At 58.0% G+C, this 24375-nt stretch carries 20 protein-coding genes; 10 read left to right on the top strand and 10 right to left on the bottom strand.

What is annotated here, in order from left to right; translation table 11 throughout:
- The first annotated feature begins 1 nt into the window (after position 1).
- The 7 genes from mhpD (at position 2) to FE795_RS12895 (ending at position 6960) form a co-directional block, all read left to right on the top strand.
- The gene (mhpD, locus tag FE795_RS12865; protein WP_219235018.1) at positions 2-799 is read left to right on the top strand and encodes a 2-keto-4-pentenoate hydratase; all 798 of its coding nucleotides are present in this window, start codon (positions 2-4) and stop codon (positions 797-799) included.
- Positions 800-824: 25 nt separating this feature from the next.
- Positions 825-1772 carry an acetaldehyde dehydrogenase (acetylating) gene (locus FE795_RS12870; RefSeq protein WP_003803250.1) on the top strand — a complete coding sequence of 316 codons (948 nt, stop codon included), beginning with the start codon at positions 825-827 and terminating at the stop codon, positions 1770-1772.
- Between the two features lie 17 nt (positions 1773-1789).
- The gene (dmpG, locus tag FE795_RS12875; protein ID WP_219235019.1) at positions 1790-2824 is read left to right on the top strand and encodes a 4-hydroxy-2-oxovalerate aldolase; all 1035 of its coding nucleotides are present in this window, start codon (positions 1790-1792) and stop codon (positions 2822-2824) included.
- A gap of 142 nt (positions 2825-2966) precedes the next feature.
- Entirely contained in the window at positions 2967-4211 is a 1245-nt protein-coding gene (mhpT, locus tag FE795_RS12880) for a 3-(3-hydroxy-phenyl)propionate transporter MhpT (protein ID WP_003803244.1), read from the top strand.
- A gap of 322 nt (positions 4212-4533) precedes the next feature.
- The gene (locus FE795_RS12885) at positions 4534-5151 is read left to right on the top strand and encodes a hypothetical protein (protein WP_003803243.1); all 618 of its coding nucleotides are present in this window, start codon (positions 4534-4536) and stop codon (positions 5149-5151) included.
- A 221-nt stretch (positions 5152-5372) separates the two neighbouring features.
- Positions 5373-5555, top strand: a complete 183-nt coding sequence (locus FE795_RS12890) for a hypothetical protein (RefSeq protein WP_003803240.1) — start codon at positions 5373-5375, stop codon at positions 5553-5555.
- Entirely contained in the window at positions 5548-6960 is a 1413-nt protein-coding gene (locus tag FE795_RS12895; RefSeq protein WP_219235021.1) for an amidase, read from the top strand. Before FE795_RS12890 ends, FE795_RS12895 begins: the two co-directional genes overlap by 8 nt.
- Before the next feature lie 363 nt (positions 6961-7323).
- Here the strand turns inward: FE795_RS12895 and FE795_RS12900 are convergent, their stop codons facing one another.
- The 9 genes from FE795_RS12900 to FE795_RS12940 all read right to left on the bottom strand — a co-directional run bounded on the left by FE795_RS12900 (position 7324) and on the right by FE795_RS12940 (position 20809).
- The gene (locus FE795_RS12900) at positions 7324-9927 is read right to left on the bottom strand and encodes a DUF3141 domain-containing protein (protein ID WP_219235023.1); all 2604 of its coding nucleotides are present in this window, start codon (positions 9925-9927) and stop codon (positions 7324-7326) included.
- Positions 9928-9955: 28 nt separating this feature from the next.
- On the bottom strand, positions 9956-11140 hold the full coding sequence (locus FE795_RS12905; RefSeq protein ID WP_003803235.1) for an acetyl-CoA C-acetyltransferase: 1185 nt from the start codon (positions 11138-11140) through the stop codon (positions 9956-9958).
- Between the two features lie 71 nt (positions 11141-11211).
- Entirely contained in the window at positions 11212-11958 is a 747-nt protein-coding gene (gene phbB / locus FE795_RS12910) for an acetoacetyl-CoA reductase (protein WP_039943686.1), read from the bottom strand.
- A gap of 5 nt (positions 11959-11963) precedes the next feature.
- On the bottom strand, positions 11964-12404 hold the full coding sequence (locus FE795_RS12915) for a phasin family protein (RefSeq protein WP_230406189.1): 441 nt from the start codon (positions 12402-12404) through the stop codon (positions 11964-11966).
- A gap of 54 nt (positions 12405-12458) precedes the next feature.
- Positions 12459-13583: an ABC transporter permease gene (locus FE795_RS12920; protein WP_003803229.1), complete on the bottom strand. Its 1125-nt coding sequence runs from the start codon at positions 13581-13583 to the stop codon at positions 12459-12461.
- A gap of 1 nt (position 13584) precedes the next feature.
- Positions 13585-16326: a ribosome-associated ATPase/putative transporter RbbA gene (gene rbbA, locus FE795_RS12925; protein ID WP_219235025.1), complete on the bottom strand. Its 2742-nt coding sequence runs from the start codon at positions 16324-16326 to the stop codon at positions 13585-13587.
- A 3-nt stretch (positions 16327-16329) separates the two neighbouring features.
- Positions 16330-17409 (bottom strand): HlyD family secretion protein, encoded by a 1080-nt coding sequence (locus tag FE795_RS12930; RefSeq protein WP_003803225.1) that lies wholly within the window; start codon positions 17407-17409, stop codon positions 16330-16332.
- On the bottom strand, positions 17406-18911 hold the full coding sequence (locus FE795_RS12935; RefSeq protein WP_219235028.1) for an efflux transporter outer membrane subunit: 1506 nt from the start codon (positions 18909-18911) through the stop codon (positions 17406-17408). The genes FE795_RS12930 and FE795_RS12935 overlap by 4 nt, the downstream gene beginning before the upstream one ends.
- A gap of 137 nt (positions 18912-19048) precedes the next feature.
- Complete coding sequence (locus tag FE795_RS12940) at positions 19049-20809, bottom strand: PHA/PHB synthase family protein (RefSeq protein WP_131070819.1); 1761 nt, start codon at positions 20807-20809, stop codon at positions 19049-19051.
- A 453-nt stretch (positions 20810-21262) separates the two neighbouring features.
- Between FE795_RS12940 and FE795_RS12945 the strand changes: the two genes are divergently transcribed.
- The 3 genes from FE795_RS12945 (at position 21263) to queC (ending at position 23565) form a co-directional block, all read left to right on the top strand.
- The gene (locus FE795_RS12945; protein ID WP_003803218.1) at positions 21263-21925 is read left to right on the top strand and encodes a TetR/AcrR family transcriptional regulator; all 663 of its coding nucleotides are present in this window, start codon (positions 21263-21265) and stop codon (positions 21923-21925) included.
- 240 nt (positions 21926-22165) lie between these two features.
- Entirely contained in the window at positions 22166-22840 is a 675-nt protein-coding gene (locus tag FE795_RS12950; protein WP_003803216.1) for a 7-cyano-7-deazaguanine/7-aminomethyl-7-deazaguanine transporter, read from the top strand.
- Positions 22837-23565: a 7-cyano-7-deazaguanine synthase QueC gene (gene queC / locus FE795_RS12955; protein WP_003803214.1), complete on the top strand. Its 729-nt coding sequence runs from the start codon at positions 22837-22839 to the stop codon at positions 23563-23565. The genes FE795_RS12950 and queC overlap by 4 nt, the downstream gene beginning before the upstream one ends.
- Here the strand turns inward: queC and FE795_RS12960 are convergent.
- Positions 23559-24374: a DUF6216 family protein gene (locus FE795_RS12960; RefSeq protein WP_003803212.1), complete on the bottom strand. Its 816-nt coding sequence runs from the start codon at positions 24372-24374 to the stop codon at positions 23559-23561. The genes queC and FE795_RS12960 overlap by 7 nt on opposite strands.
- Position 24375: the final 1 nt, after the last annotated feature.

The following is a 24375-nucleotide window of genomic DNA, read 5'->3' on the forward strand; positions in this document are numbered from 1 at the left end:
GATGAACAAGGCATCCAGCGATCTGCTCGATACCCTGGCCAGCCGTCTGCGCCAGGCCGAGAGCAGCAATCAGTCCATAGACCCGATTCGCAGCCTGATTGGTGAAGATAATGCCGAGGCAGCCTACACCATACAACGCATCAACATTGCCCGTGGACTAGCCCAAGGTCGTCGCCTGACGGGCCGCAAGATCGGCCTGACCAACCCCAAGGTCCAGCAGCAACTAGGCGTGTCGCAACCCGACTTTGGCGCCCTGTTTGCCGACATGGCCTATGGCGATGGCGAGACTGTCCCCATTGAACGTGTGCTGCAACCCAAGATTGAAGCCGAAATTGCTCTGGTGCTGGAGCGCGATCTGCCCCACGCCGACACCGGCTTTGGCGATGTCGCCGCGGCCGTAGGCTGGGTCATGCCCTCCCTGGAGATCGTGGGCAGCCGCATTGCCAACTGGGATATCCGCTTTGTGGATACCGTGGCCGACAACGCCTCCAGCGGCCTGTACGTGCTGGGCGGCCCTGCCCGTCGCCTGAACGGTCTGGACCTGCGCGCCGCGCGCATGAGCCTGCATCGCAATGGCGAGCTGGCCTCCAGCGGCAGTGGCGCCGAGTGCCTGGGGCATCCCTTCAACGCCGCCGCCTGGCTGGCCCGCACCATGGCCAAGCTGGGCGAACCGCTACGGGCCGGCGATCTGATTCTGACCGGAGCCCTGGGCCCGATGGCCCCCGTCGCCCCCGGTGATCACATTGAAGCCGTGATCGAGGGCCTGGGCTCGGTATCCGTCACCTTCAGCGCAGGCTAAGTCCTCTTTGTACGGAGTAACACACATGACAAACCCCAACGGCATTGCCGTCGCCATCATTGGCTCGGGCAATATCGGCACCGACCTGATGATCAAGGTGATGCGCCAAAGCAAACACCTGAAAATGGGCGCGATGGTCGGAATCGACCCCGCCTCCGATGGTCTGGCCCGTGCGGCCCGCCTGGGCGTGCCCACCACCCACGAAGGACTGGATGGGCTGTTGAAGCTGCCCAACTTCAAGGACATTCGCATCGTATTTGATGCGACCAGCGCGGGGGCACACGCCCGTCACAATGCCGTCCTGCAGGCGCACGGCATTCAGGTCATTGACCTGACACCGGCGGCTATCGGCCCCTACACCATCCCGGTGGTGAACCTGGACGACAATCTGGACGCCTCCAACATCAATATGGTCACCTGTGGCGGACAAGCCACCGTGCCCATTATTGCGGCAGTCTCGCAGGTCACCCCCGTGCACTATGCCGAGATCATTGCCTCGATCTCGTCCAAATCAGCCGGTCCCGGAACCCGTGCCAATATTGACGAATTTACCGAGACCACCAGCAAAGCCATGCAGGTGGTGGGCGGCGCCACCGTGGGCAAGGCCATCATTGTGCTCAACCCGGCCGAGCCACCTTTGCTGATGCGCGATACCGTCTACACCCTCAGCGATCCGGGCAAAGAAGCGGAAATCGAACAGTCCATTGAGCGCATGGCCGCCAAGGTTCAGGCCTATGTGCCTGGCTACCGCCTCAAGCAAAAAGTGCAGTTCGATGTGATCCCCGAGGACAAGCCCATCAATGTGCCTGGCCTCGGATGGCGTTCGGGTCTGAAAACCTCGGTGTTTATCGAGGTAGAAGGCGCGGCTCACTATCTGCCCGCCTATGCCGGCAACCTGGACATCATGACCAGCGCCGCGCTGGCCTGCGCCGAGCGTCTGGCTCAAACCCGCCTGCTGACGCAAACCGCATGACACGCAAGGACATCACAATGGCACACGATCCCAACAAAAAGCTCTTTATTTCCGACGTGACGCTGCGCGACGGCAGCCACGCCGTACGCCACCAATACAGCGTGCAAAACGCCATGGATATTGCCCGTGCCCTGGATCAGGCCAAGGTCGATTCCATCGAGGTCGCCCACGGCGATGGGCTGTGTGGCTCCAGCTTCAACTACGGTTTTGGCGCACACACCGATCTGGAATGGATTGAGGCGGTGGCCTCGGTTGTCACCCATGCCAGGATTGCCACCTTGCTGCTGCCAGGCATTGGCACCATCCACGATCTGAAAGCCGCTTATGACGCCGGTGCCCGCATTGTGCGGGTGGCCACACACTGTACCGAGGCTGACGTCAGCAAGCAGTACATCGAATATGCCCGCAATCTGGGGATGGATACGGTGGGCTTTCTGATGATGAGCCACATGACCACGCCTCAACATCTGGCCGAACAAGCCAAGCTGATGGAAAGCTACGGGGCCACCTGCTGCTACGTGGTCGACTCGGGCGGGGCCTTGAACATGAATGATGTGCGCGACCGTTTCCGCGCTTTCAAGGATGTGCTCAAGCCCGAAACCGAAACCGGCATTCACGCCCACCACAATCTGTCCCTGGGTGTGGCCAACAGCATTGTGGCCGTGGAAGAAGGCTGCGACCGCATTGATGCCAGCCTGGCGGGCATGGGTGCCGGAGCCGGCAATGCGCCGCTGGAAGTGTTTATTGCTGCCGCCGCACGCATGGGCTGGAACCATGGCACGGATCTGTACACCCTGATGGACGCAGCGGACGACATTGTGCGCCCCTTGCAGGATCGCCCGGTGCGCGTAGACCGCGAAACCCTGGCCCTGGGCTATGCCGGTGTGTACAGCAGCTTCTTGCGTCACAGCGAAGTAGCCGCCCAGAAATACGGTCTGAAAACCGTGGACATTCTGGTCGAGCTGGGCAAGCGTCGCATGGTTGGCGGCCAGGAAGACATGATTGTGGACGTGGCTATGGACTTGCTGCAACGACAAGCCGCGACGGCCTGATTCCAAAAAATCGAAAAAAAAGCTCTACCCCGACTCACCGCCGCTTTAGCGCGCGGTGAGCGGATTTCTGCGCCCTGAATTCGGGGCGGGCAGGTCGCAGAAGCAATAAAAAAACGTCCCGGTCAACCGAGGAGACATTGCAATGACACAAACCCATGGCCGCAAGCATGCGGTCCTTACCGTAGCGATCTGCTTTCTGATCGCTGTTATCGAAGGCATGGACATTCAGGCCGCCGGCATCGCCGTGAAAGGCGTGGCAGCGGAGTTCGGACTGGATAAAACCTATCAGGGCTACTTTCTGAGTGCAGGCATTCTGGGGCTGCTGCCCGGTTCACTGATGGGCGGGCGCTGGGCAGATAAATACGGGCGCAAAGCCGTGCTGATTGCCTCGGTCGCCGTATTTGCCCTGTTTACCCTGTTCACTGCCTGGGTCAACAGCCTGGCTATCCTCCTGATGGTACGTTTTCTGGCCGGGGCTGGCCTGGGCGCAGCCATGCCCAACCTGATCACTCTGGCCGCCGAGTCGGTCAAGCCCGAACACCGTGCCCGTGCGGTAGGCATGATGTATGCGGGCATGCCGGTGGGGGCAGCCATTTTGTCGCTGGTCGCTGCCTCCAACTTCGGGGAAAACTGGAAAAACATCTTTTATCTGGGCGGTCTGCTGCCCCTGCTGGTCATCCCTGTCATGGTGTGGCTGTTGCCTGAATCACGCGAGTTTCTGCAGGCACGAGAAAGCCGAACCGCAGTTCAGGGACGCTTCCAAGATCTGTTCAGCAATGGTTTGGCCACCCGCACCCTGCTCTTGTGGGTCAGCTATTTTTTCACGCTGATGGTGGTGTATCTGATGCTGAGCTGGCTGCCTTCGCTGTTTCAGGAGCTGGGCTTTAGCCGCAAACAAGGCAGCACCGCCCAATTCTGGTTCATGGTCAGCGCAACCTTGGGTACGGTCCTGCTGGGCTATCTGACCGACCGCTGGAAAAAGGCGCTGGTCATTGCGCTGATGTACGGTGGCATTCTGGCTGGCCTGTTAAGTCTGAACGGAGCATCGGGCTTGGGACAGATGTATTGGGCCGCCGCCTTGACGGGTGCGTTTGTCATTGGTTGCCAAGGCGTCCTGTATGCTTTTGGCGGCATTGTCTACCCCACCGCCGTGCGTGCCACAGGGGTCGGCACCGCCGCTGCAGTAGGCCGCATCGGTGCCACCTTGGGTCCGACCATTGCAGGCATGCTGCTCAGCCAGGGCTATGGTGCTGCGGGCGTAATCAGCTCGGCCATTCCCTGCATTATCGTCTCGGCGCTGTGCATGTTGCTGGTGGTGCGTCAGATCAATCAGGAGCAGGCGCAGTCAATCAAGCGCCCAGCCCTGTCAGCCGTCAGCAAGGCCTGAACACAAACAGGACGGCCTCAGGGCAGAAGTGCAATCAGCAGGCAGCATCAGCCTCATTACCGGCCTGCGTGACTACAGATCTCTGACAGCAATACCACAAAGCGCCCCCTATCAATGAGGGCGCTTTTTTATGAGGCCAAGCGGGACGAACCAAGCTCTTATCCTGGCCTTTACTCTGGTCAATCCTCAGAGAATGGAAACAAGGATAAAGAATGACGATATACAATGGCCGACTCTTCTTGGCAGAAGTTTTCTATAGACCAGGCTTTCCCACCGCCAGGAAACGCAACAAGACGCCTGGCTCTGAACGGACACTCTAAAGATGGACACGGTATTACTTCTTCTGGCCGCCGCCATTGCTTTGCACTTGCTGCGGGCACGCTATCAACGCGGGCGCATTATCTTGCTGGGCCGCCACTTGAGCAGTTTCCAGCTGGAGCGTCACATGGAAACGCTGACAGAAGGCTATGCCCGCGCTATCGGTGAACAGGACCCCTCGCGCCAGCGTCAGGTTCTGGAAATGTTTGCGCAGACGGAAAATGCCGTAGCAAGCCAGGTTCAATCGTTGGCAGATCTACTGCAAAAGGAACCGGCCGAAAGCACCCGAATGGGCATGCTGCCTTTCTGTGTGCCTTATGTCGAACGCCTTCTCCCCTCCATGACACGGGACTTTCGTCAGCTTTTGCAGATTCATGCCGCCGGACTGCGCCATGTGGCAGACAATGGGGAGCAGTGGGACCCCAAAAGCCGGGCATTTCATCTGTCCGCAGAACTGTACCTGTTCCAACACAGTTGCCACTGGTTCTGCAAATCTCGCACAGTGGCCGATGCGCGTTTGCTGGCACGCCATAAAGTCACGCATCAAAAGGTTCTGGAGTCCGTCTGTGCACAGACCCGTAATGCGTATCTGCGCTGGCAGCAAAACACGAGCACGCCATAAACCCTCTTCTGTCCGCTGGAAAACCCTAGTGTTTTTCACGGCCGGGATTTTGTAGATTAAATAAGCAGACACCTGAGTCTGCCAAAACAGATGCATGCGCTGCCAAAGTTGCCAGCGACATGCAGGCAATAAAGCCTCACTCCCTTTGCACAAGGGGTGGGGCTTTTTTTGTGCGCGTCATTTGCGCATGCACGGTTTTGACAACGATAAGGAGAGGACAAATGACTGTAAGTGTCAAAGACACCCTGGCTGCAAAAGGGATACACCCAAGCCCCGAACATCTGGCCAAGCTGGAGACCAAATGGCGTGAAATTCAGGCCATGAAGGGCAATCTGGAAGGGATCGCCATCGACGATGCAGACCTCGCGATCAAGCATCTGGCCGGAGGGGACCACCATGAATAAGGAACTGCTTGAACTCAGCGTGATTGAACTGGCGGATAAACTGCGCACCAAGGCGGTCTCCCCTGTCGAAGTCACTGACAACCTGCTGGCCTACATCGATCAGTCGAACCCGCAGACCAACGCCTACATTTCCATCACCGCCGAGCAGGCGCGCCAAAGCGCCCGTCAAGCCGAGCAAGACATCATGGCCGGCAAGTACAAGGGCGTATTTCATGGCGTGCCGCTGGCCCTGAAAGACAATATCTACTTTGCCAACGAGGTCACCACCATGGCCTCCAAAATCCACAAGGATTTCGTCTCCAAGGACGACGCAACAGTTGCCACCAAGCTGCGCGATGCCGGCGTAATTTTTACCGGCAAGCTGAACATGCACGAGTACGCCTGGGGCATCGACAACAACAACCCTCACTTTGGCCCCGTGCATAACCCCTGGAATCCAGACCGTGCGCCCGGTGGCTCCAGCGGTGGTTCGGGCGCTGCCGTGGCCTCACACAGTTCCTACAACACCCTGGGCACTGATACGGCCGGCTCCATCCGTATCCCCTCCGCCGCATGCGGTATCGTCGGTCTGAAGCCCACCCACGGGCGTGTGAGCAAGTTCGGCGTCTACCCGCTGGCCTGGACCCTGGACCACGTCGGCCCCATGTCCAAAACCGTGGCCGACGCCGCTGCCATGCTGGAAGTGATTGCTGGCTTTGATCCGCGCGACCCAACCTGCGCCAACGTCCCGGTCGGCTCCTACCTGAGCGCCCTGAACGGTGAGGTCAAAGGCCTGCGCATCGGTATCATTGAGGACTACTTCTTCAAAAACGTCGACTCGGGCATTGAAAAAGTCATCCGCGAGCGCCTGGCCGACCTGGAAAAACAGGGCGCCAAAGTCATCCCTCTGACCGTGCCTGCCCTGCGTTATTCCGAATGGGCCGAGCTGGCCGTCAGCCTGACCGAGGCTGCGACCATCCACCACCAGGACCTGATCAAACGTCCCAACGATTTCGGCGGTGACATTCGCTTCCTGTTTGAACTCGGTGAGCTGTTTAGCGGCATCGATTATTTGCAAGCCCAGCAAGTACGCCGCGCCCTTAAACAGCAATTTACCGGCACCTTCAGCGACGTAGACGTCATCATCGCTCCCACCCTGCCTTGCCAGGTGCCCGACATTGGCGTCGATACCGTCAACATTAATGGAAAAACGCTGGACTTCATCGACGAAGGCATCCGCTTTACCGGCCCCAGCAACCTGACTGGTCTACCGGCCGTCACGGTGCCCGCCGGTATCGCCAACGGTATGCCCGTAGGACTGCAAATCATCGGCCCCGCCTTTGAAGAAGCACGCATCCTGAATGTTGCCTACGCCGTGGAATCGATGAAACCCATGGCCGGACACCAGCCCGTTCTGAAGCCTTAAGCTGCCCCCTGCCCCCTCTGTACGCCTGGTCAGACGGGGCAGGGTTTTCACACCAGCACGCCGGTATCAGCAGACCCCCTGTGCTCTCCAGCCGCTGAATGACGCCGGTCAACTCCGGCAGATCTGGATGTCGCCATCCTGACCAGCAAGACCCTCCTAAGCGGCCGGCCTGCAGGCCCAAAAGAAAGACCGGCGCCCAGTCACGGGCGCCGGTCTTTCTTTCATCAGCAAACATTGTTTTGCGCCACCTAACACACCGTGGCAGCGATAACACGCAACGCCGCACCCCTCATCCACACAGCACGGCCAGAGCATGAATGTTTCATACTCGGCACTCCGTCACAATGTCATGCGCACCCGGTTTCAGGATTTGCGCGTCCGTCCTTTGGCCGTGCTGCGACCCGTGGCAGCGGACTTGCCCGCCACCTTTCCGGGTGCTGCGGTCCGGGTAGCACGGCTGGCAGTTTGCGGCGTCGTTTTGGTCGCGCTCCTGGGGGCCGCGGAAGCTCTCGCTTCAGGCGCGGGTTTGGCGACAACTGCAGCAGCCACTTCAGGACCAGACTGGGCAGCCGCGGGCGCAGCCACTTCAGGCGCCAGTTTGGTGCCCGCTGCGGTCTTTTTCACCGGAATACCTGCCCCAGTTTGAGCCAGTGGTGTCGACACAGCACCGGGCGGGGACCCGGGCACTGTCTCGCTCGTCGCCTTCGCTACCGGCGTGGCTGCTGTCCTTGCAAGCGGTGTGCTTTCAAGCGGTACGGACTGTTCTGCCTGCTCCCGCTGCCGGGCCGCCGTCTCGAACAAATCCAGCACCTCTTGCGAGGCCTTGGCCACCGCCGCAGGTGCCGCATCCTGCTCATCAATCGCACTGATCAGCTTCTTGATCAGGGACGCCACCAGACGAATTTCCTCCGGCGTATGTCTGCTCAGCAAGTGCGGAATCGCTTCCACCGCCTTATGGCCATGATGGGCCAGCACCAAGGCCTGCTCGCGAATCGCGGCACGCATTTTTTCAATATCAAACTTGCCGGCATCGTACTGCTCGCGCAAGCGCATGGCGGCATGGTGATAACGCTCGTCCACACTATTGCGCTGTTTGGCAATATGGAACAAACCGCGCAGCGCGGCTTCCAGCAAACCGCCTTCATTGAGCAGACCGTCCAGTCTGTGCATTTGCTCACGGACAAAAGCCAGATGCTCGGGTGAACTACCCGGATGCGGGCGCGCCGGCGTCGAATCACCGGGGGCGTGACCGGCCAGGGCCAGCAGCAAAGGCGAACCATACACCGTGTCAAACCAGATCTGATAGATGCTGTCACGACGATCGCGGTAGTTATCCAGAGCCCGTTCCATGGCCTGCGAGAAATTCTCTTGCGCTTGCAGCAGGGGGTTGTCCTGGTCCACCGCCTGACGCTGCTGGGCAATATTCTCGGCCCACTTATGAATCGTGTCCGCCCAAGGGTGAGCGCTGGTCCAGGACTCGTAAGACAGGCGCATAGGATGCAAGGCCTCCAGCAAGGCGGCGCTATACGGCGTGGACAGAGCCTTGACCCAAGGCTGCAAGGTGCTCTTGTAGAAAGCCAGATTAATCTCGGACAGACGCGCAGCAGCGGCAAAACGACGGTCCGACTCGGGGTCCGGCTGCACAATCTGCGCGATTTCAGCCAGACCACTCTGGCGCACTGACATCAGATACGGATCATTCAGCAAGGTGTCGTCGCCCGGAGTTTCCTCTACCGTGGCCCGGTAAATGCCAGCGGGCAACAGATCAATCTGATCGATGGTGCTGGCAAACTTGCGGTGTTCTTTGCTGCCCACACTGCCCGATACAAAAATGCCCAGGTGGCCGATACGATCATGCGTGGTGAACACGATGGTCTGGTCATGGCTGCGCACATCGTCATCGTCCAGATACAGGTCCGTGATCCAGCCCAGTGCCTGGGCCGGTGGCGTGATGTTGTCGCCAAAGGAGCTGAACACCACAATGGGCGAACGGATATTGCGCAGATCGATGCGAATGCCGTCCGAGGTCAGAAGCTGAGCCGTGGACAGTTTGTTGCCGATAAACAAGTTGTCCACGATGTACTGCATTTCCACATCATTCAGAAACACATAACCGCCCCAGTATTTCTCAAAGCCGATGTAGCGCTCAGCCTCCGTGTCCGCCTTGGCGTAAACGCGGTACTGCTTGGTCCACAAGGTATTGGCAGGGTCCAGATTCTCAAAATTCTTGACCAGCCACGCACCATCAAAACGGCCATGCCCCACATCACTGGTCAGGGCGGTCAGCCAACTGCCCCCGAGCAAACCGCCGGCATAGCGCATGGGATTGCGCCCCGCCCAATAAGACAGCGGGGCGCCAGCCAGAATCAACGGTCCAAACAGATCCGGCCAGACCGCGGCGGCCATCATGACCTGCCATCCAGCCTGACAATTGCCAATGACCACCGGCTTACCCTGGCTGTCGGGGTGCAGCTCGGCTGCCTTGCTGACGAAGGCGGCGTGTGCGCGCATCACATCCTCGACCGTCTGGCCAGGGACAGGGTCAGGTAAAAAGCCCACAAAATAGCAAGGGTGCCCCGCTTTGAGCGCAGCACCAATTTCGCTGTCGGATTTGAATCCACCGATACCCGGCCCATGCCCGGCCCGGGGGTCCACCACCAGAAACGGGCGCTTGCCAGGGACGGTAGGCTGATCGTCGGGCGGCACAATCCGTACCATCAGATAGTTGACGGGTCGGGGAAGCGTCAGCCCCGACATGACCAGTTCCGCCGGAAAATTCAGCACATTGGGCACGTTCATCTTACGTTGGGCCTGGTACTGGTCCCCGACCTGACGTTCGATATCGGCATACAAAATGGCGCGCTGCCAGGCATCCACCCAGTACGAGGAGACGGTCTGACCCAGGTTCCAGGGATTCATCATCCAAGGGGACCACGCCGTGCTGTCGTCACGAGACTTATCTGTCATCATCTTCTCCCTTCATTCTGCTACCGGTTCATGCGGCCTCAATAGCGATAGCCACACCTTGACCGCCGCCAATGCACAAGGTGGCAAGCCCCTTACGCGCACCGCGACGACGCATTTCATGAACCAAGGTGACCAGCACACGGGCGCCCGATGCACCAATGGGGTGACCTAAAGCGATGGCCCCACCATTGACATTGACCTTGTTCATGTCCCACTGCAAATCCTTGGCCACGGCGAGCGATTGGGCGGCAAAGGCTTCATTGGCCTCGATCAGGTCCAGCTCGTTCAGGTCCCAGCCTACCTGCTTCAAGACCTTGCGGCTGGCCGACACAGGGCCAATCCCCATGATGGCTGGATCTACCCCGGTGCTGGCCCAGCCCCGAACCCATGCCAATACGGGCAGGCCCAATGCCTTGGCCTTGTCGGCGCTGGCCAGCAAAAGCACGGCGGCACCGTCATTGATGCTTGAGGCGTTGCCCGCCGTGACAGTGCCCTCTTTCTTGAAGGCAGGGCGCAATTTGGCCAACGACTCCAGCGTGGTTTGCGCACGAGGTTGCTCATCGGTCTCCACACGCAGCGGGTCACCCTTACGCTGAGGCACCTCAATCGGGGTGATTTCTTCCTTGAAACGTCCCGCTTGCAGGGCAGCCACGGCTCTGCGCTGGGACTCAAGAGCAAACGCATCTTGCTGCTCGCGGCTGATGCCGTAACGCTCGGCCAGATTTTCTGCCGTAATGCCCATATGATAGTTGTGAAACGCGTCTGTCAAACCATCACGCAGCAAGGTGTCATCCATCATGGCATGGCCCAGGCCCAAACCTGTACGCGCCTTGTGAACGGCAAACGGGGCCAGACTCATGCTTTCCTGTCCACCGGCCAGAACCAGATCGGCGTCACCTGCAGCAATGGCCTGCGCCGCCAGATGGACCGCCTTCAAGCCCGAACCACACAGCTTGTTGAGCGACATGGAGGGCACCTCGTAGGGCAGACCCGCATTCACGGCAGCCTGACGGGCCGGATTCTGGCCTGCGCCGGCGGTCAGGACCTGGCCCAGAATGACCTCGTCAATCTGATCGGCGGCTACGCCCGTCGCCTGGAGCACGGCACGAATCAATTGGGCGCTCAAATCGTGGGCGGGCACCGTGGACAGCCCCCCCTGAAAACGGCCGATGGGGGTACGGGTCGCGGCAAGAATCGCGATATCTTTGTGCATATCCATTCCTTTCCTAAGTCACAGGCCCGACAAGCGGGCCCCCTACAGGCAGCCAGTGGTCAGCGTCAGGATCAGTACATATGCTGGCCGCCATTCATGGCGACGTTACTGCCTGTCATAAAACCAGCCGCTTCGCTGGCAATAAAGGTCACCAACGCGGCAATTTCCTCGGGCTGTCCCAAACGGCCCACCGGAATGCCCGCGATAATGCTGTTGCGCACATCCTCGGGCACCGCCATGACCATCTTCGTGGCCAGATAGCCGGGAGAGACGGTGTTGACGGTCACACCCTTGCGTGCCACTTCCTGTGCCAGCGCCTTGGTAAAACCATGCATGCCCGCCTTGGCAGCCGAATAATTGGTCTGGCCAAACTGTCCCTTGCTGCCGTTGATGGAGGAGATGTTGATCACCCGGCCCCAGCCGCGCTCGAGCATGCCATCGATAAAGGGCTTGGTCACGTTAAACACCGAGTCCAGATTGACCCGCAAGACCTCGTCCCACTTGTCCTTGCTCAGCTTGCGAAAAGTGCCGTCACGGGTAATGCCGGCATTGTTGATGAGGATGTCAACGTGCTGGCCGTCCTTTTCAATGGCCTGGGCCATCTGCTGGCAAGACTCGAAATCGGCAACATCAACGTGATAGCCCTGAAACTCATAACCGGCCTCGGCCTGTTCCTTGAGCCAGACCTGGGCATCGGCCTCGCTGCGCGAGTGGGTCACCAGTACCCGATGACCCGCATCATGCAGGGCACGGGCGATCTCTTGACCCAGACCGCCCATCCCTCCCGTCACCAACGCCGTGCGTTTAACCGTAGACATACCGCTTATGCTCCCTTTTGAGTGTCAGAGGCGCTGGCAGCATTTGCCCAAGGCGCGCCCCACTGCTTGAAAATATCCATGACCGGTACTGCAGCACTGGTCTCGCTGACCACGGCCAGCACCGACTTTTGCCAGGCTTCCAGCGCTTCTTGCAAACCGGAGGTGAACTTGGTCTGGTTCTCAATAGCCAGCTGGTTGATGGCCTGGCTGTCATTGACCCCGTGCTGGAACAGACGCCAGAACGTGTCGGCCGGCAGAGTTGCCAACGACTGCCAGTTGCCGGTTTGCAGCAAGTTCTCAATCTCAGCCGTGGTCTGCTCCACGCTTCTCAGGCTGCTTTTCTGTACGGACTCCAGCCAGCGGTGACCGCCCTCCTGCAACAGGCGCGTGATACGCAATTGCAGCTCGACATTGGCCTTGTACAGGTCCAGGGGAAGTGTCTCCATGCTCATCGAAATCTCCTTAAAGGAAAAAAGTGCCCCCTGACGGGGCCCAGTCCATCAAGCCATCTGAGAGATGGTGTTACGAAAACGCCGTAGCGACAGAACGAACAAAACCGTCCCGATCACCAACAGGGCCAAAAAGGGTTGCCACACCGTTTCAATACCGGCACCACGGAACAAAATGGCCTGCCCTAACGACACAAAATGCGTGGTGGGGGCAAGCTGCATCAGATGCTGCACAATTTCAGGCATGCTTTCACGGGGCGTGCGCCCGCCCGAGAGCAGGTTCATGGGCAGCAGGGTCAGCATCAGCAACAGGCCAAACTGGGGCATGCTGCGCGACAAGGTCGCCAGATAGATACCCATGGAAGTCATGGCAAACAGACACAGCACTGCGCCGCACAGAAACAGCGCAATGGAACCTTCAATCGGCACACCCAGCAGACCTTGCACCACAAACTTGAGCGATGCAGCCGTGGCGATCAGAACCACCAGCCCCATGGCCGTCACTTTGGAGGCCATAATCTCGCCCGGCGTGACGGGCATCACCAGCAAGTGTTCAATGGTGCCGTGCTCGCGCTCTCTGATCAGGGCAGCCCCGGTAAGAATAATGGACAGCATGGCAACCGAGTTGATGACTTCGGCAATACTGCCAAACCAGGCTTTTTCCAACGTGGGGTTAAAGCGGACACGCAAGGCCAGGTCCACCGGCAAGGTGTCAACGCTGCGGTAGCGCCGCACGAATTCGTTGACCTCACCCATTACCACCTGCTGGATATAGTTATTGCCGGTAAAGGCCTGGCTCATGCGAGTGGCATCAATATTGAGCTGCACCTCGGGGCTACGCCCCGCCAGGACATCGCGCTGAAAATTGGGAGGAATGTTCAACACAAAAGTGAACTGCCCAGTGTCCATACCCGAATCCATTTCGCCGTATTCGATCATGTGCGGGCGAATGAACTCCGGCGGATAAAAGGCCGACGCAATACGGGCCGACAAGGGGCTCTGGTCCTGATCCACAATTGCGATAGGCGCATTGTTCAAGGTTTCCGGCTGGGCAGTGGCCGAGGTGTAAATCGAGACCGAGAACACGTACACAATCAGCAGCAGCATCATGGGATCACGCCATAGACTCCAGAGCTCCTTGCGACCCAGCAACAGTACATTCTTGAGTTTTCTCATCTCAGCTCTCCTGCTTTCTGAGCAGCATGACCGCAGCGCCCAACACCACCGGGATGGCCAGCAACAAGGCAAACAGGGCGCCATGCAGGTCTGAGAAGGTCAAGGCCTTGTTAAACACCCCACGACTGATGTTGAACATATGCGTGGCAGGGTAAAGCTCGCCCGCCCAGCGACTGAGACCTTGCATAGAGGACACCGGATTCAGCAAGCCGGACAGTTGGGTGGCGGGCAGCATGGTGCCAATCATGGCAAAAAACATGGCGGCAATCTGACTGCGAGTCACGGTAGAAGCCAGCAGCCCCATGCCGGTCGAAATCACGCAAAACATCAAGGTCGCCAGACTCAGGGTTAGAAAGCTGCCCTTGATGGGTACATCGAATATCGTGATGGCCAGCAAGCACATGCACAAAAAGTTGACCATCGCCAGGCCAATATAGGGAATCTGCTTGCCCAGCAGGAATTCCACGCGCGTAACCGGGGTCACGTAGAGATTGATGATGGAGCCCAGCTCTTTTTCACGTACCACAGACAGCGCGGTCAGCATGGCCGGCAACATCAACAAGAGCACAGGAATGACGGCCGGAACCATCGCAGGAAGGCTCTTGACATCGGGGTTGTAACGGTAGCGGTCCTGGATACTGGCGGGCGTCACCAGCGCCGCTGCTCCCAAACGTTCTTTGGCCTGCGTAATCAGCCACTGCTGATGCATGGCTTTCACATAGCCCTGGATGGTCTCAGCACGGGTGGGCATGGAGCCATCCACCCAGGCGGCAATTTCAGGATTGCTGCCACGCAACACATCGCGACCAAAGCCCGGCGGAATCTCAATGGCCAGGGCAATCTTGCCGCGTCGCATTCTATCGTCCAGATCCTGATAATCCGTCAGCGGCGGCTGCTCCAGAAAATAGCGCGACCCTGACAGATTCAAGGCGTAGTTCTGACTGATGCTGGTCTGATCACGGTCCAGTACCGCATAGCGCAAATCCTCCACGTCCAGAGTAATGCCAAAACCCATCACAAACAGAAGAATCAGGGAACCGGCCAGAGCCAGGGTTGCCCGCACCGGATCACGGCGCAGCTCCAGCGTTTCGCGCCAGGTGTAACTCAACAGACGCTGCAGACTGAAACGCTCCTGATGCTCCTGCTGCTCGGGCGCTTCGACAAGCGTCGTCTGTTCGGTCGCGGGCTCGGCCTGCGGCTCGGGGCCACTGGCCTCGAGCAGGTAGCCGATAAAAGCCTCCTCCAGCGTGGCCGCTCCCCGTTTTTTCACCAGATTGGCGGGCGTGTCGCTATCGAGCACTTTACCGGCATGCATCATGGACATGCGGTCACAACGCTCGGCCTCGTTCATGAAGTGGGTGGAAATAAAAATGGTGACCTTGTCCCGTCGGGACAGCTCGATCAGCAAACGCCAGAAATTGTCGCGAGCCACCGGGTCCACCCCCGAAGTTGGCTCATCCAGAATCAGTAGCTCGGGCTTGTGGACCATCGCCACCGCCAGAGACAGGCGCTGACGCATGCCCAACGGAATGGCATCGGGCAGGCGATCCAGAATCTGGCCCAGCTCAAAGCGCTCCACCATTTCAGCGACACGCGCTTGCACCTGGTCATCAGGAACGTGGAAAAGCTGGGCATGCAGCACCAGGTTTTGTCGAACCGTCAGCTCGCCGTACAGGGAGAACGCCTGCGACATGTAACCCACACGACGGCGGGTATCGATGTCTTTGGGATTGACTTCGTGACCAAACAGCCAGGCCTGACCCTCTGAAGCCGGCAGCAGGCCCGTCAGCATCTTCATGGTGGTGGACTTGCCGCAACCATTCGAGCCCAGAAAACCAAAAATCTCGCCACGCCGGATGCGAAACGATACATGGTCCACGGCGGTAAAGTCGCCGAAACGGATGGTCAGTCCTTCGGCCTCAATGGCGATATCGTTCGCATCCACATCCAGTGGTGGTATCACAACCTCCTGGTGGCCCTGACGCTTGTCCTCGGGCAAAAGGCGAATAAAAGCCTGCTCCAGATTTTTGCTCTGTGTGCGTTCCAGCAATTCCCGGGGTGAACCCGTTGCCAGAATCCGCCCATCATCCATGGCCACCAGCCAGTCAAAGCGCTGAGCCTCATCCATATAGGCGGTGGCCACAATCACGCTCATGCCTGGGCGCTCACGTCGTATGCGCTCGATCAGGTCCCAGAACTGTTTGCGGGCCAGGGGGTCCACGCCGGTGGTGGGCTCGTCCAGCAGCAAGAAATCCGGGTCATGAATCAGCGCGCAACACAGCCCCAACTTTTGCTTCATGCCACCCGAGAGCTTGCCAGCCGGGCGCGTCAAAAAAGGATACAGTCCCGTGCTGCGTGTCAGATCGTCAATCCGGCGGCGGCGCTCGGCGGCATTGTGCCCAAACAAACGGCCAAAAAACTGCAGGTTCTCTTCCACCGACAAGGTGGGGTACAAATTTTTGCCCAGCCCCTGGGGCATGTAGGCGATGCGCGGGCAAATCTTATCGCGATGGCTTTTATCTGCCATATCGCCGCCCAGTACCTCAATGTGGCCTTCCTGAATCACGCGTGCGCCGGCCAGCAAGGACAGCAAGCTGGACTTGCCCACACCATCCGGACCAATCAGTCCGACCATGCAAGCGGCAGGAACATCCAGGCTTAAACGGTCCAGGGCGAGCGTATCGCCATAACGCTGACTGAGCTCCGTTACACGAGCAACAGCCGTCGCTTGCTGCTTGGGCATGGTTTACTCCGTCAGGGTGGAAGTCAGCGACTCAGGCCAGCTGGCATTGGGGTCCAGCTTCACCCAGGCCACCCCAGGCAGGCCTGTCTTGACTTGCTCCAGGTGTTTTTTCAAGAGCTCTGGAGCAATCTGAGCCTTGACACGAAACATCAGTTTTTGACGTTCTGACGCCGTCTCGACACTCTTGGGCGTGAACTGGGCCGAGCTGGCAACAAACGACACGGTGGCAGGAACAGGCATATCGGGGATCGCATCGAGCACCAGACGCACTTCGGAGCCCAGGGCCACCTTGCCCGCCACTTCACTAGGCAGAAAGAAGGTCATGTACACATCGGACAAATCCAGCACATTGAGCACCCGTCCCCCGGCCCCCAGCACCTCACCAGGCTGGGCAACCCGAAACTGCACCCGTCCATCGCGCGGACTGACCAGCTCACTGTCGCGCAGGTCCGCTTCGATGCGGGCAACCGCGGCATGGGCGGCCTCAACCGCAGACTGGGCGCCGATCAACTGGGCCTTGGCCGCATTGATGGCAGCAACCGCCGCATTGGCTTGCGCTTGACTGGCAGCAACAGCTGCCTGAGCGCCCCGCACGCGGGCGCGGTCATCGTCCAGTTCCTGCACCGACGCGGCCCCTTCTTTGGACAAGGTGGTGGAACGAGCCAGACGACGCTGGGCAGCATCCAGTTCGGACTCACGCTGCCCGACCATCGCCTTGGCGGCAATCGCATCGCTTTCACGCAGTGCCACCTGGGCCTGCGCAACGGCCACATTGTTCTCAGCCTGCCGCAAACCGGCAACAGCCTCATCACGAGCAGCCTCCAGACTGTCTTGCTGCATGACAGCCAGCACTTCGCCTTTCTTCACAAAGTCGCCTTCGCGGGCCTCAATGCTCTGGATACGGCCGGCAAACTTGGTGGAGATATCAATCTCGGTCGCCTCGATACGACCATTACCGCTGACAAAGCCGTCACCCGGACCGGTATTGGACATTTTCTGCCATGCCCACCAACCCAGGCCTAGAACCCCGGCAACAATCAGGACAGGAACAATGTTTTTTTTCAAGGTAGAGGGTGTGCTCATAACTGGCTCGAAGATGAATCCGATTGAGAAGGGATAGAAATGTTTGTCAGGGTGTCGGCGGGGTCCAAGCCACCGCCCAGGGCGCTGTACAGCGCAATCTGACTGGCTAGCAGTGCGCGGCGCGTTTGCACCACCTGCTGCTCCACATCCAGCAAGTCTCGTTGCGCATCCAGCACTTCCAGATAAGCAGCCGACCCATTGTCGTAGCGCATCTGCGCTAAACGGGCGCGCTCGGTCTGGGCCTGACGGGCGACCAATTGGACCTCCAGCTGCTGACTTAACCAGCGACGCGCCGACAAGGCGTCCGAGACTTCACGAAAGGCACTCTGAATGGCTTTCTCGTACTCCGCCACTCGTATGTCACGGCGTACATAAGCCGCATCCAGGTTGGCACTGCGGCGGCCGCCATCAAAAATAGGCAGGGAAATGGTAGGAGCGAATGTCCAGGCCTTGCTGCCGGAATCGAACAAACCGTCCAACTCAGCGCTGGCCGTGCCGAAACTGCCCGTCAAGGCAATGCGTGGGAAAAAGGCCGCACGCGCCGCTCCAATGTTGGCATTGGCGGCGCGCAATGTATGCTCCGCGGCAATAATATCCGGCCGCCACAGCATCAGGTCCGAAGGTAAACCAGGGGCCAGCTCGGCCAACATCACGTTCTCGTTGAGCGGAGCGCCGCTCAGGGGGACGCCCGGGTCCGCGCCCAGAAGTTGCTGCAGGGCATGCACTTGTACCGCCCGCTGCTGCTCCAGTTGAGCCAGTAGCGACTGAGCCTGTGTCAGCAAGGTTTGCACCTGGGTGACATCCAGCCTGGAGGTGGCCCCCACCTCGTAGCGGCGGGAAAAGATACGATAGGACTCCTGACGGCTCTCGACACTTTTGCGGGCAATCTGTACGCGTTCATCCAGTTCGCGCACGACCAGATAGTTATTGGCTACTTGCGAGACCAAGGCCACATGCACCGCCTGACGACCCGCCTCACTTGCCAGCCAGCCCTGCAACGCTGCATCTTCCAGGCTGCGCACCCGTCCCCATAAGTCCAGCTCCCACGTGGTCAAACCGATCTGCGCACGGTAATCCCCGCCTGTAACGGCCTGCCCGGAGGGATTCATATCGCCCGGCACACGCGACCGGGCTGTCTGACCGCCCACCGTAAACGCCGGAAAACGCTCGCTACGCTGCAAGTTCAGCGCGGCGCGCGCTTCCTCAACCCGTAACACGGCCACTCGCATATCGCGGTTATTGGCCAATGCGGTTTCAATCAGCTTGCTCAGAACCGGATCTTTAAAGTACTGACGCCACCCCAGGTCCCGCGCCCGCACCGCCTCGGCCTGCCCTGCGGACAGATCCGGATAGGCGTGCGGAACAGGGGATGCGGGCTGAACATAATCGGGCGCCATCGAGGTACAACCTGCCAGCGTGACCAGCAAGGCAGCCAGCGCGAAATAAGGACGACGCGCAACGCTTTGATGCTTGATACTCACATCGTGGGTCTGTGGAGCCATTTGGAAACATGCCTAATGAGAAAAAAGAAAACTGCCGTCAAGGCAATACAGCATGTCAGCAACTGGCGTTGCGCCGGTTGCCGACCTGGAACAAAGCGGCAAGCTCACTGTTGTGCAAGCTTGTATGACCAGACTGCTTACTTCACCAATACGTATTGACCGGGCGCGGGGCCTAGAGGGGCGTAACCCTGCTTGGCGGCACCCATCTGCGGTGGCTTTTTTGTTTGCGCGCCCGAGCGCGCTTTCAGCCATGCACTCCAAGCGGGCCACCAGGAACCTGAATGCGAAGCGGCTTGTGCCTGCCACTCGTCCACCAAAACAGGCGCTGTGCCTGCTGCACGGGTATGAATCTGATAATGACGGCGCGGATGGCCCGGTTCGCTGACGATTCCGGCGTTATGACCGCCTGTGGTCAAAACAAACGTGATCTCGGCAGGCACCAGATAATGCAGCTTATAAACAGAGCGCCAGGGGGCAACATGATCAGAAACAGTGCCGACGCAAAAAATAGGCAAATTAATGTGCGCAAGAGAAACGATACGACCTTCCACCGGATAACGGTTTTGACTTAAATCATTATTCAAATACATGCGCCGCAAATATTGCGAATGCATGGTGGCAGGCATACGGGTAGCGTCCGCATTCCAGGCCATCAGATCGTTAAGCGGACGGCGTTCACCCAATAAATACTTATTGACCAAAGGCGCCCATACCAAATCCGCGGAACGTAGAAGCTGAAAGGCCACTTCCATCTGATTGGCGCGTAAATACCCTTCATCGGCCATCTGGGCTTCCAGCAGACTGACCTGGCTTTCGTCGATGAACAAGGACAAATCGCCCGGCTCTGAAAAGTCCGTCTGCGCAGCAAAGAAGGTCAGGGAAGCGAGGCGCTCATCGCCATCCCGTGCCATGGCGGCTGCCGCGATCGCCAGCAGGGTGCCGCCCAGGCAATAGCCCGTAGCATGAATTTTCTGGCCGGGGACAATCGCGTTGATCGCATCAAGGCTGGCTTTCCAGCCCAGACGAATGTAATCGTCCATGCCAAAAGCATGATCCTGGGCCTGGGGGTTCTTCCAGGACACGCAAAATACGGTATGGCCTTGATCTACCAAGTATTTAATCAGGGAGTTATGGGCCGACAGGTCTAGAATGTAGTACTTCATGATCCAGGCCGGAACAATCAAAACGGGTTCCGGGTGGACCTGCTTGCTGCTGGGCGCATACTGAATCAGCTCGGCCAGCTCGTTGCGCAACACCACCTTGCCGGGTGTAGCGGCCACATCCTTTCCTACCTGAAAATCCTCGGTCCCGACAGGCGGCTCACCCGCTAGTTGGGCCTGCATATCCTGCTGCCAGTTCTCCAGACCGCGACTGAAATTCGCGCCCTGCTCGGCCAGGGTTCTGTCCCATACCAGGGGGTTGGTCCAGGCAAAATTGCTGGGACTCAGCATGTTCAGCCATTGCTCGGCACCAAAAGCGACCAGCTTTTGATGATGCGGCTCAACGCCAGCCACTCCTTCAGTGGCACTTTGCCACCATTGCTGCTGCGCCTGATAGGTCTGTCGCAATAAATTGAATGGCCAACGGTCCCATGCAGGATCAGAAAACCGACGGTCGGCAACAGCAGCAGACGACGGGGTCTGAACAGAGGCGTGAGCAGGAAGTTGAGCCGCCGCTGCCAGCTCTTGGCTCCATTCGCGAAACAACTGCTCCCACTGGCGTTGAGCCAGTTGTCTGAGCTGCTCCTGTTTACCTGGGCTCAAACCCAGATGGCGTATCCAGTCCATCCAGGCTAGAAACTGCGATTCAGGAGAGAGCGAGCTCCAGATACGAGCCCAAGCGGCTCGTGCGGATGCGTCCAGATGCTCAGTCTGATCAGGGGACTGCCTACTCACCATTGTCACTCCGCAAAAAGTACATCCAAAGAAAAAGCAGATACGACCGCTTAGTCTTTTTGATAATACACCAGTTTACATCTAAACTTTTTGCATGCAGTCCTTTTAACAAAAACCTATAAAAAACCTTTGCGTTAGATCAAGCTCATGACACATAAAAACACAACATCCAAGCTGCACTTGTTGTTATACCGTGCCTGAAATGAAATAGGGAAATAAAACGGAAATGAAAATAAATAAACCTTCCCTAAAAAGGGAAGAAACCTAAAAGAAAAACCAATGAAATCTATTGAAACAAATACGGTTTTAAAGTCAGGACAGAACTATTATTTCTGCCGCCATATGACAAAACAAGCATGTGCCCAGGACACGCTTACCTTCTGGCAAACCGGGGCCCGAAACTGACGGCCTGATATACTGCAAGCCCCCATCTCTTGCCCATCCCTACAGGATGACATGACAGACTCACCTAGCAATAAATCGACAAAAAACGAAAGCACAAACAAGCGACGCTACCTGTCCTCGGCCGAGCGCAAACGCGAAATTCTGAGCGCCGCCTTTGAAGAGTTTTCTCACCGGGGATTTCTGGGTACCTCGCTGGAACGCATCGCGGCCCGCGCCGGCATTTCCAAGTCCGGAATTTACGCGCACTACAGCAGCAAAGACGAGGTATTCGAGGACATGCTTCGCCACACTCTGCTGCCTGCTCAAGGCCATGCCTTCGAACTATCGGATTCTTACCAGGCCGATACTTTGTCCTGTATCGTGGACGAGTATCTCAAGCAACTGTATGAACGTCTGTCCAGCCCGGATGTGCAAGCCATGTTCAGGCTATTGATGACAGAAAGCGGTCGAGTGCCTGATCTGGCGCATTACTGGGGCAAGCAGCTCCTGAGCCAGAACTACATGGCTAACCAGGCTTTCTTTGAAGCGGGAATACAGCGTGGGCTCATCCGCCCCGATGTCAGCGCCTCGGACTACACGCTGGCTGCCTCGCCCTCCCTGATGTGGCTGATGGTCCTGCTGGTCCTGGGACCGGAAAACTCGCCCGTGGCCTTTGAAGAAGTCCGTCTGTTGCACAAGCGCCTGCTGATGGAACAACTGCAACCCACCGCTTAAATGGGATCGGTCAGCCCAGCCCCAGGCGCCGGGCTGCTGCAAACCGCAAGCGGGGGTGCAATCGCCCCACTCCTGCGTTGAGTCATAAGCCTTATCAAGCCAGACATATAAGGCGGTCGGGCGCCCACGCTACACTGGCGACCGGTACACATTCCCTCAAACCGCAACTGCCCGTACAATAGTTGGTTGAAGTCCATTTTCAATGGGTTCCCTCACCCCATCCACCAAAAAGGTTCAGACATGATTCTGCCCGCTATGCCGTCTTCACGGCTGTCGCTGTATGTGCGACTTCTCATTGCCTTTCACGTATTCATCGTGATCGCCAGCAATTATCTGGTTCAACTTCCTATTGAGCTGTTTGGCTTTCATAGCACCTGGGGCGCTTTCAGCTTTCCTTTTGTGTTTCTGGCAACCGACCTGACCGTGCGCCTGATGGGTAAATCGCAGGCACGACGCGTCATCACCCGCGCCATGTTTCCGGCCCTGATCGCCTCCTATGTCGTCTCCGTGCTGTTCCATGAAGGCCAGTTCAATGGCTTGCAGGCACTGGGCGAGTTCAACAGCTTTGTCTTTCGTATTGCACTGGCCAGTTTCGCGGCCTATGTGCTGGGACAGTTGCTGGACGTACAGGTCTTTGACCGCATCCGCCGCGATTACACGCAGTGGTGGATCGCCCCGGCCGCCGCCTCAGTTTTTGGGCAGGCACTGGATACTCTGGCCTTTTTCGGCATCGCCTTCTGGCGCAGCAGCAATCCTTTCATGGCGGAGCACTGGGGCGAAATCGCGCTCGTCGATTACGTCATCAAGCTGGGGGTGAGCCTGTTGCTGTTTGTTCCTATGTACGGTGTCTTGCTCAACTCGCTGATCAGCACCATGAAACGCCGCGCCCTGAGCCCTGCGCAGGTCAAAGCATGAAGCCGCAGCTTGCCCGTCGTCGAGCCCTGGTCCTATTTTCGGGGGGACAGGATTCGGCCACTTGTCTGGCATGGGCTCTGGATCGTTTTGCGTTTGTGGAGACCGTGGGCTTTGACTACGGCCAGCGAAACCATGCGGAACTGCAATGTCGCCAGACGTTGCGAGAAAATCTGTGCCGACACTTTCCACATTGGGCAGAGCGCCTGGGCGAAGATCATGTGCTTGACGCCGGTGTTCTGGGACAGATAGGCGGCAGCGCCATGACTGAGCCTATGCGCATTGCGGTGCAGGACGATGGCCTGCCCAATACCTTCGTGCCCGGTCGCAACCTGCTGTTCTTTACTTTGGCCGCTGCCTTGGCCTACCGTCGCGGGCTGGATACGCTGGTAGGCGGCATGTCTGAAACTGACTACTCAGGCTACCCGGACTGCCGGGACAACACCCTTAAAGCTTTGCAAGTCGCCCTGAGTCTGGGCATAGAGCGTCCCCTAACCATAGAGACGCCCCTCATGTGGCTGGACAAGGCTGATACTTGGGAGATGGCCGACCAACTGGGCTCAGATGCTCTGGTCAGGCTGATCCAGCAAGACAGCCATACCTGTTACCAGAATGAGCGGGAAGCGCTGCATGACTGGGGATATGGCTGCGGACGCTGCCCCGCTTGCGAACTGCGCGCCAAAGGATATGCAAACTGGAGCAGGCGGCGTGCCGATCCCGGTCATTGAGCATTTCGGCAGGGATGCAGGATTCGATGCAAACGCAATGCGGTGGACAAAGAGTGGCTTTTCAATAGCAGCAGAACAGAACACCACATCAGAAAAATCAGGATGGGCGCACTGAAATAACGCTGGAATTTCACCGTTGAGTGTAAGCTGGAAAAATAATCTCCTGACTTGACCGCCGCACAAACCCACTCCCTTTCATCCTCAAGAAAAGGAACAGTCTGGGCTTGTTTCGGTAGTGAGCAATCGGAAAGATCATAAACCCATTTTTTATCTCCTGACGCCAGGAAAGAGCGCAAGCCCTTCTCGCCCTGCCATGCCCAAACCTCGCTTTCTTTAAATTTAATAATCGCATCGGGACGGATGACTAAAGTCGCGAAAATCGCGATCAAAAAAGTGATCAAAACCCAAAAAATCGGCAGCACCACCCGTTGCACAGCCTTGGGTTTCTCTACTCTTTGCTCTTTCCAGTTGACCCAGACCCCTGCTTTGCCCAGTGTTCTCAGAGCAATGGCGCTGGAGTGCGCCCATTTCACCGCGCGATGTGTGTCTTTCACTGTCTGAATATCATCAACGCGGTGGAGCCCGAACATGATCTTGAAACGCTCTACATCCAGCGATTTTTCTCGCTCGGCATCCAAATAAGCATCATAAAATTTGTCGCGATGAAAGAAAGACCATAGCTTATTGAAAAATATGAAATACGCCCCCCTTAAGAACAGGTAGAGCAAGCCCGCCAACACGCTCAGAAAGATAAATAAACTAAAAGCGGCAGAAAAATAAGAAAAAAGACTTGAGATAGTATTCATCATA

This window comes from Alcaligenes ammonioxydans, from assembly GCF_019343455.1.
In the GTDB taxonomy this organism is placed as follows: domain Bacteria; phylum Pseudomonadota; class Gammaproteobacteria; order Burkholderiales; family Burkholderiaceae_B; genus Alcaligenes; species Alcaligenes ammonioxydans.

Excerpts from the sequence above, each read along its gene's own strand:
- mhpD (WP_219235018.1), top strand. The coding sequence starts at position 2 with ATGAACAAGGCATCCAGCGATCTGCTCGATACCCTGGCCAGCCGTCTG.
- FE795_RS12870 (WP_003803250.1), top strand. The coding sequence starts at position 825 with ATGACAAACCCCAACGGCATTGCCGTCGCCATCATTGGCTCGGGCAAT.
- dmpG (WP_219235019.1), top strand. The coding sequence starts at position 1,790 with ATGGCACACGATCCCAACAAAAAGCTCTTTATTTCCGACGTGACGCTG.
- mhpT (WP_003803244.1), top strand. The coding sequence starts at position 2,967 with ATGACACAAACCCATGGCCGCAAGCATGCGGTCCTTACCGTAGCGATC.
- FE795_RS12885 (WP_003803243.1), top strand. The coding sequence starts at position 4,534 with ATGGACACGGTATTACTTCTTCTGGCCGCCGCCATTGCTTTGCACTTG.
- FE795_RS12890 (WP_003803240.1), top strand. The coding sequence starts at position 5,373 with ATGACTGTAAGTGTCAAAGACACCCTGGCTGCAAAAGGGATACACCCA.
- FE795_RS12895 (WP_219235021.1), top strand. The coding sequence starts at position 5,548 with ATGAATAAGGAACTGCTTGAACTCAGCGTGATTGAACTGGCGGATAAA.
- FE795_RS12900 (WP_219235023.1), bottom strand. The coding sequence starts at position 9,927 with ATGACAGATAAGTCTCGTGACGACAGCACGGCGTGGTCCCCTTGGATG.
- FE795_RS12905 (WP_003803235.1), bottom strand. The coding sequence starts at position 11,140 with ATGCACAAAGATATCGCGATTCTTGCCGCGACCCGTACCCCCATCGGC.
- phbB (WP_039943686.1), bottom strand. The coding sequence starts at position 11,958 with ATGTCTACGGTTAAACGCACGGCGTTGGTGACGGGAGGGATGGGCGGT.
- FE795_RS12915 (WP_230406189.1), bottom strand. The coding sequence starts at position 12,404 with ATGGAGACACTTCCCCTGGACCTGTACAAGGCCAATGTCGAGCTGCAA.
- FE795_RS12920 (WP_003803229.1), bottom strand. The coding sequence starts at position 13,583 with ATGAGAAAACTCAAGAATGTACTGTTGCTGGGTCGCAAGGAGCTCTGG.
- rbbA (WP_219235025.1), bottom strand. The coding sequence starts at position 16,326 with ATGCCCAAGCAGCAAGCGACGGCTGTTGCTCGTGTAACGGAGCTCAGT.
- FE795_RS12930 (WP_003803225.1), bottom strand. The coding sequence starts at position 17,409 with ATGAGCACACCCTCTACCTTGAAAAAAAACATTGTTCCTGTCCTGATT.
- FE795_RS12935 (WP_219235028.1), bottom strand. The coding sequence starts at position 18,911 with ATGGCTCCACAGACCCACGATGTGAGTATCAAGCATCAAAGCGTTGCG.
- FE795_RS12940 (WP_131070819.1), bottom strand. The coding sequence starts at position 20,809 with ATGGTGAGTAGGCAGTCCCCTGATCAGACTGAGCATCTGGACGCATCC.
- FE795_RS12945 (WP_003803218.1), top strand. The coding sequence starts at position 21,263 with ATGACAGACTCACCTAGCAATAAATCGACAAAAAACGAAAGCACAAAC.
- FE795_RS12950 (WP_003803216.1), top strand. The coding sequence starts at position 22,166 with ATGATTCTGCCCGCTATGCCGTCTTCACGGCTGTCGCTGTATGTGCGA.
- queC (WP_003803214.1), top strand. The coding sequence starts at position 22,837 with ATGAAGCCGCAGCTTGCCCGTCGTCGAGCCCTGGTCCTATTTTCGGGG.
- FE795_RS12960 (WP_003803212.1), bottom strand. The coding sequence starts at position 24,374 with ATGATGAATACTATCTCAAGTCTTTTTTCTTATTTTTCTGCCGCTTTT.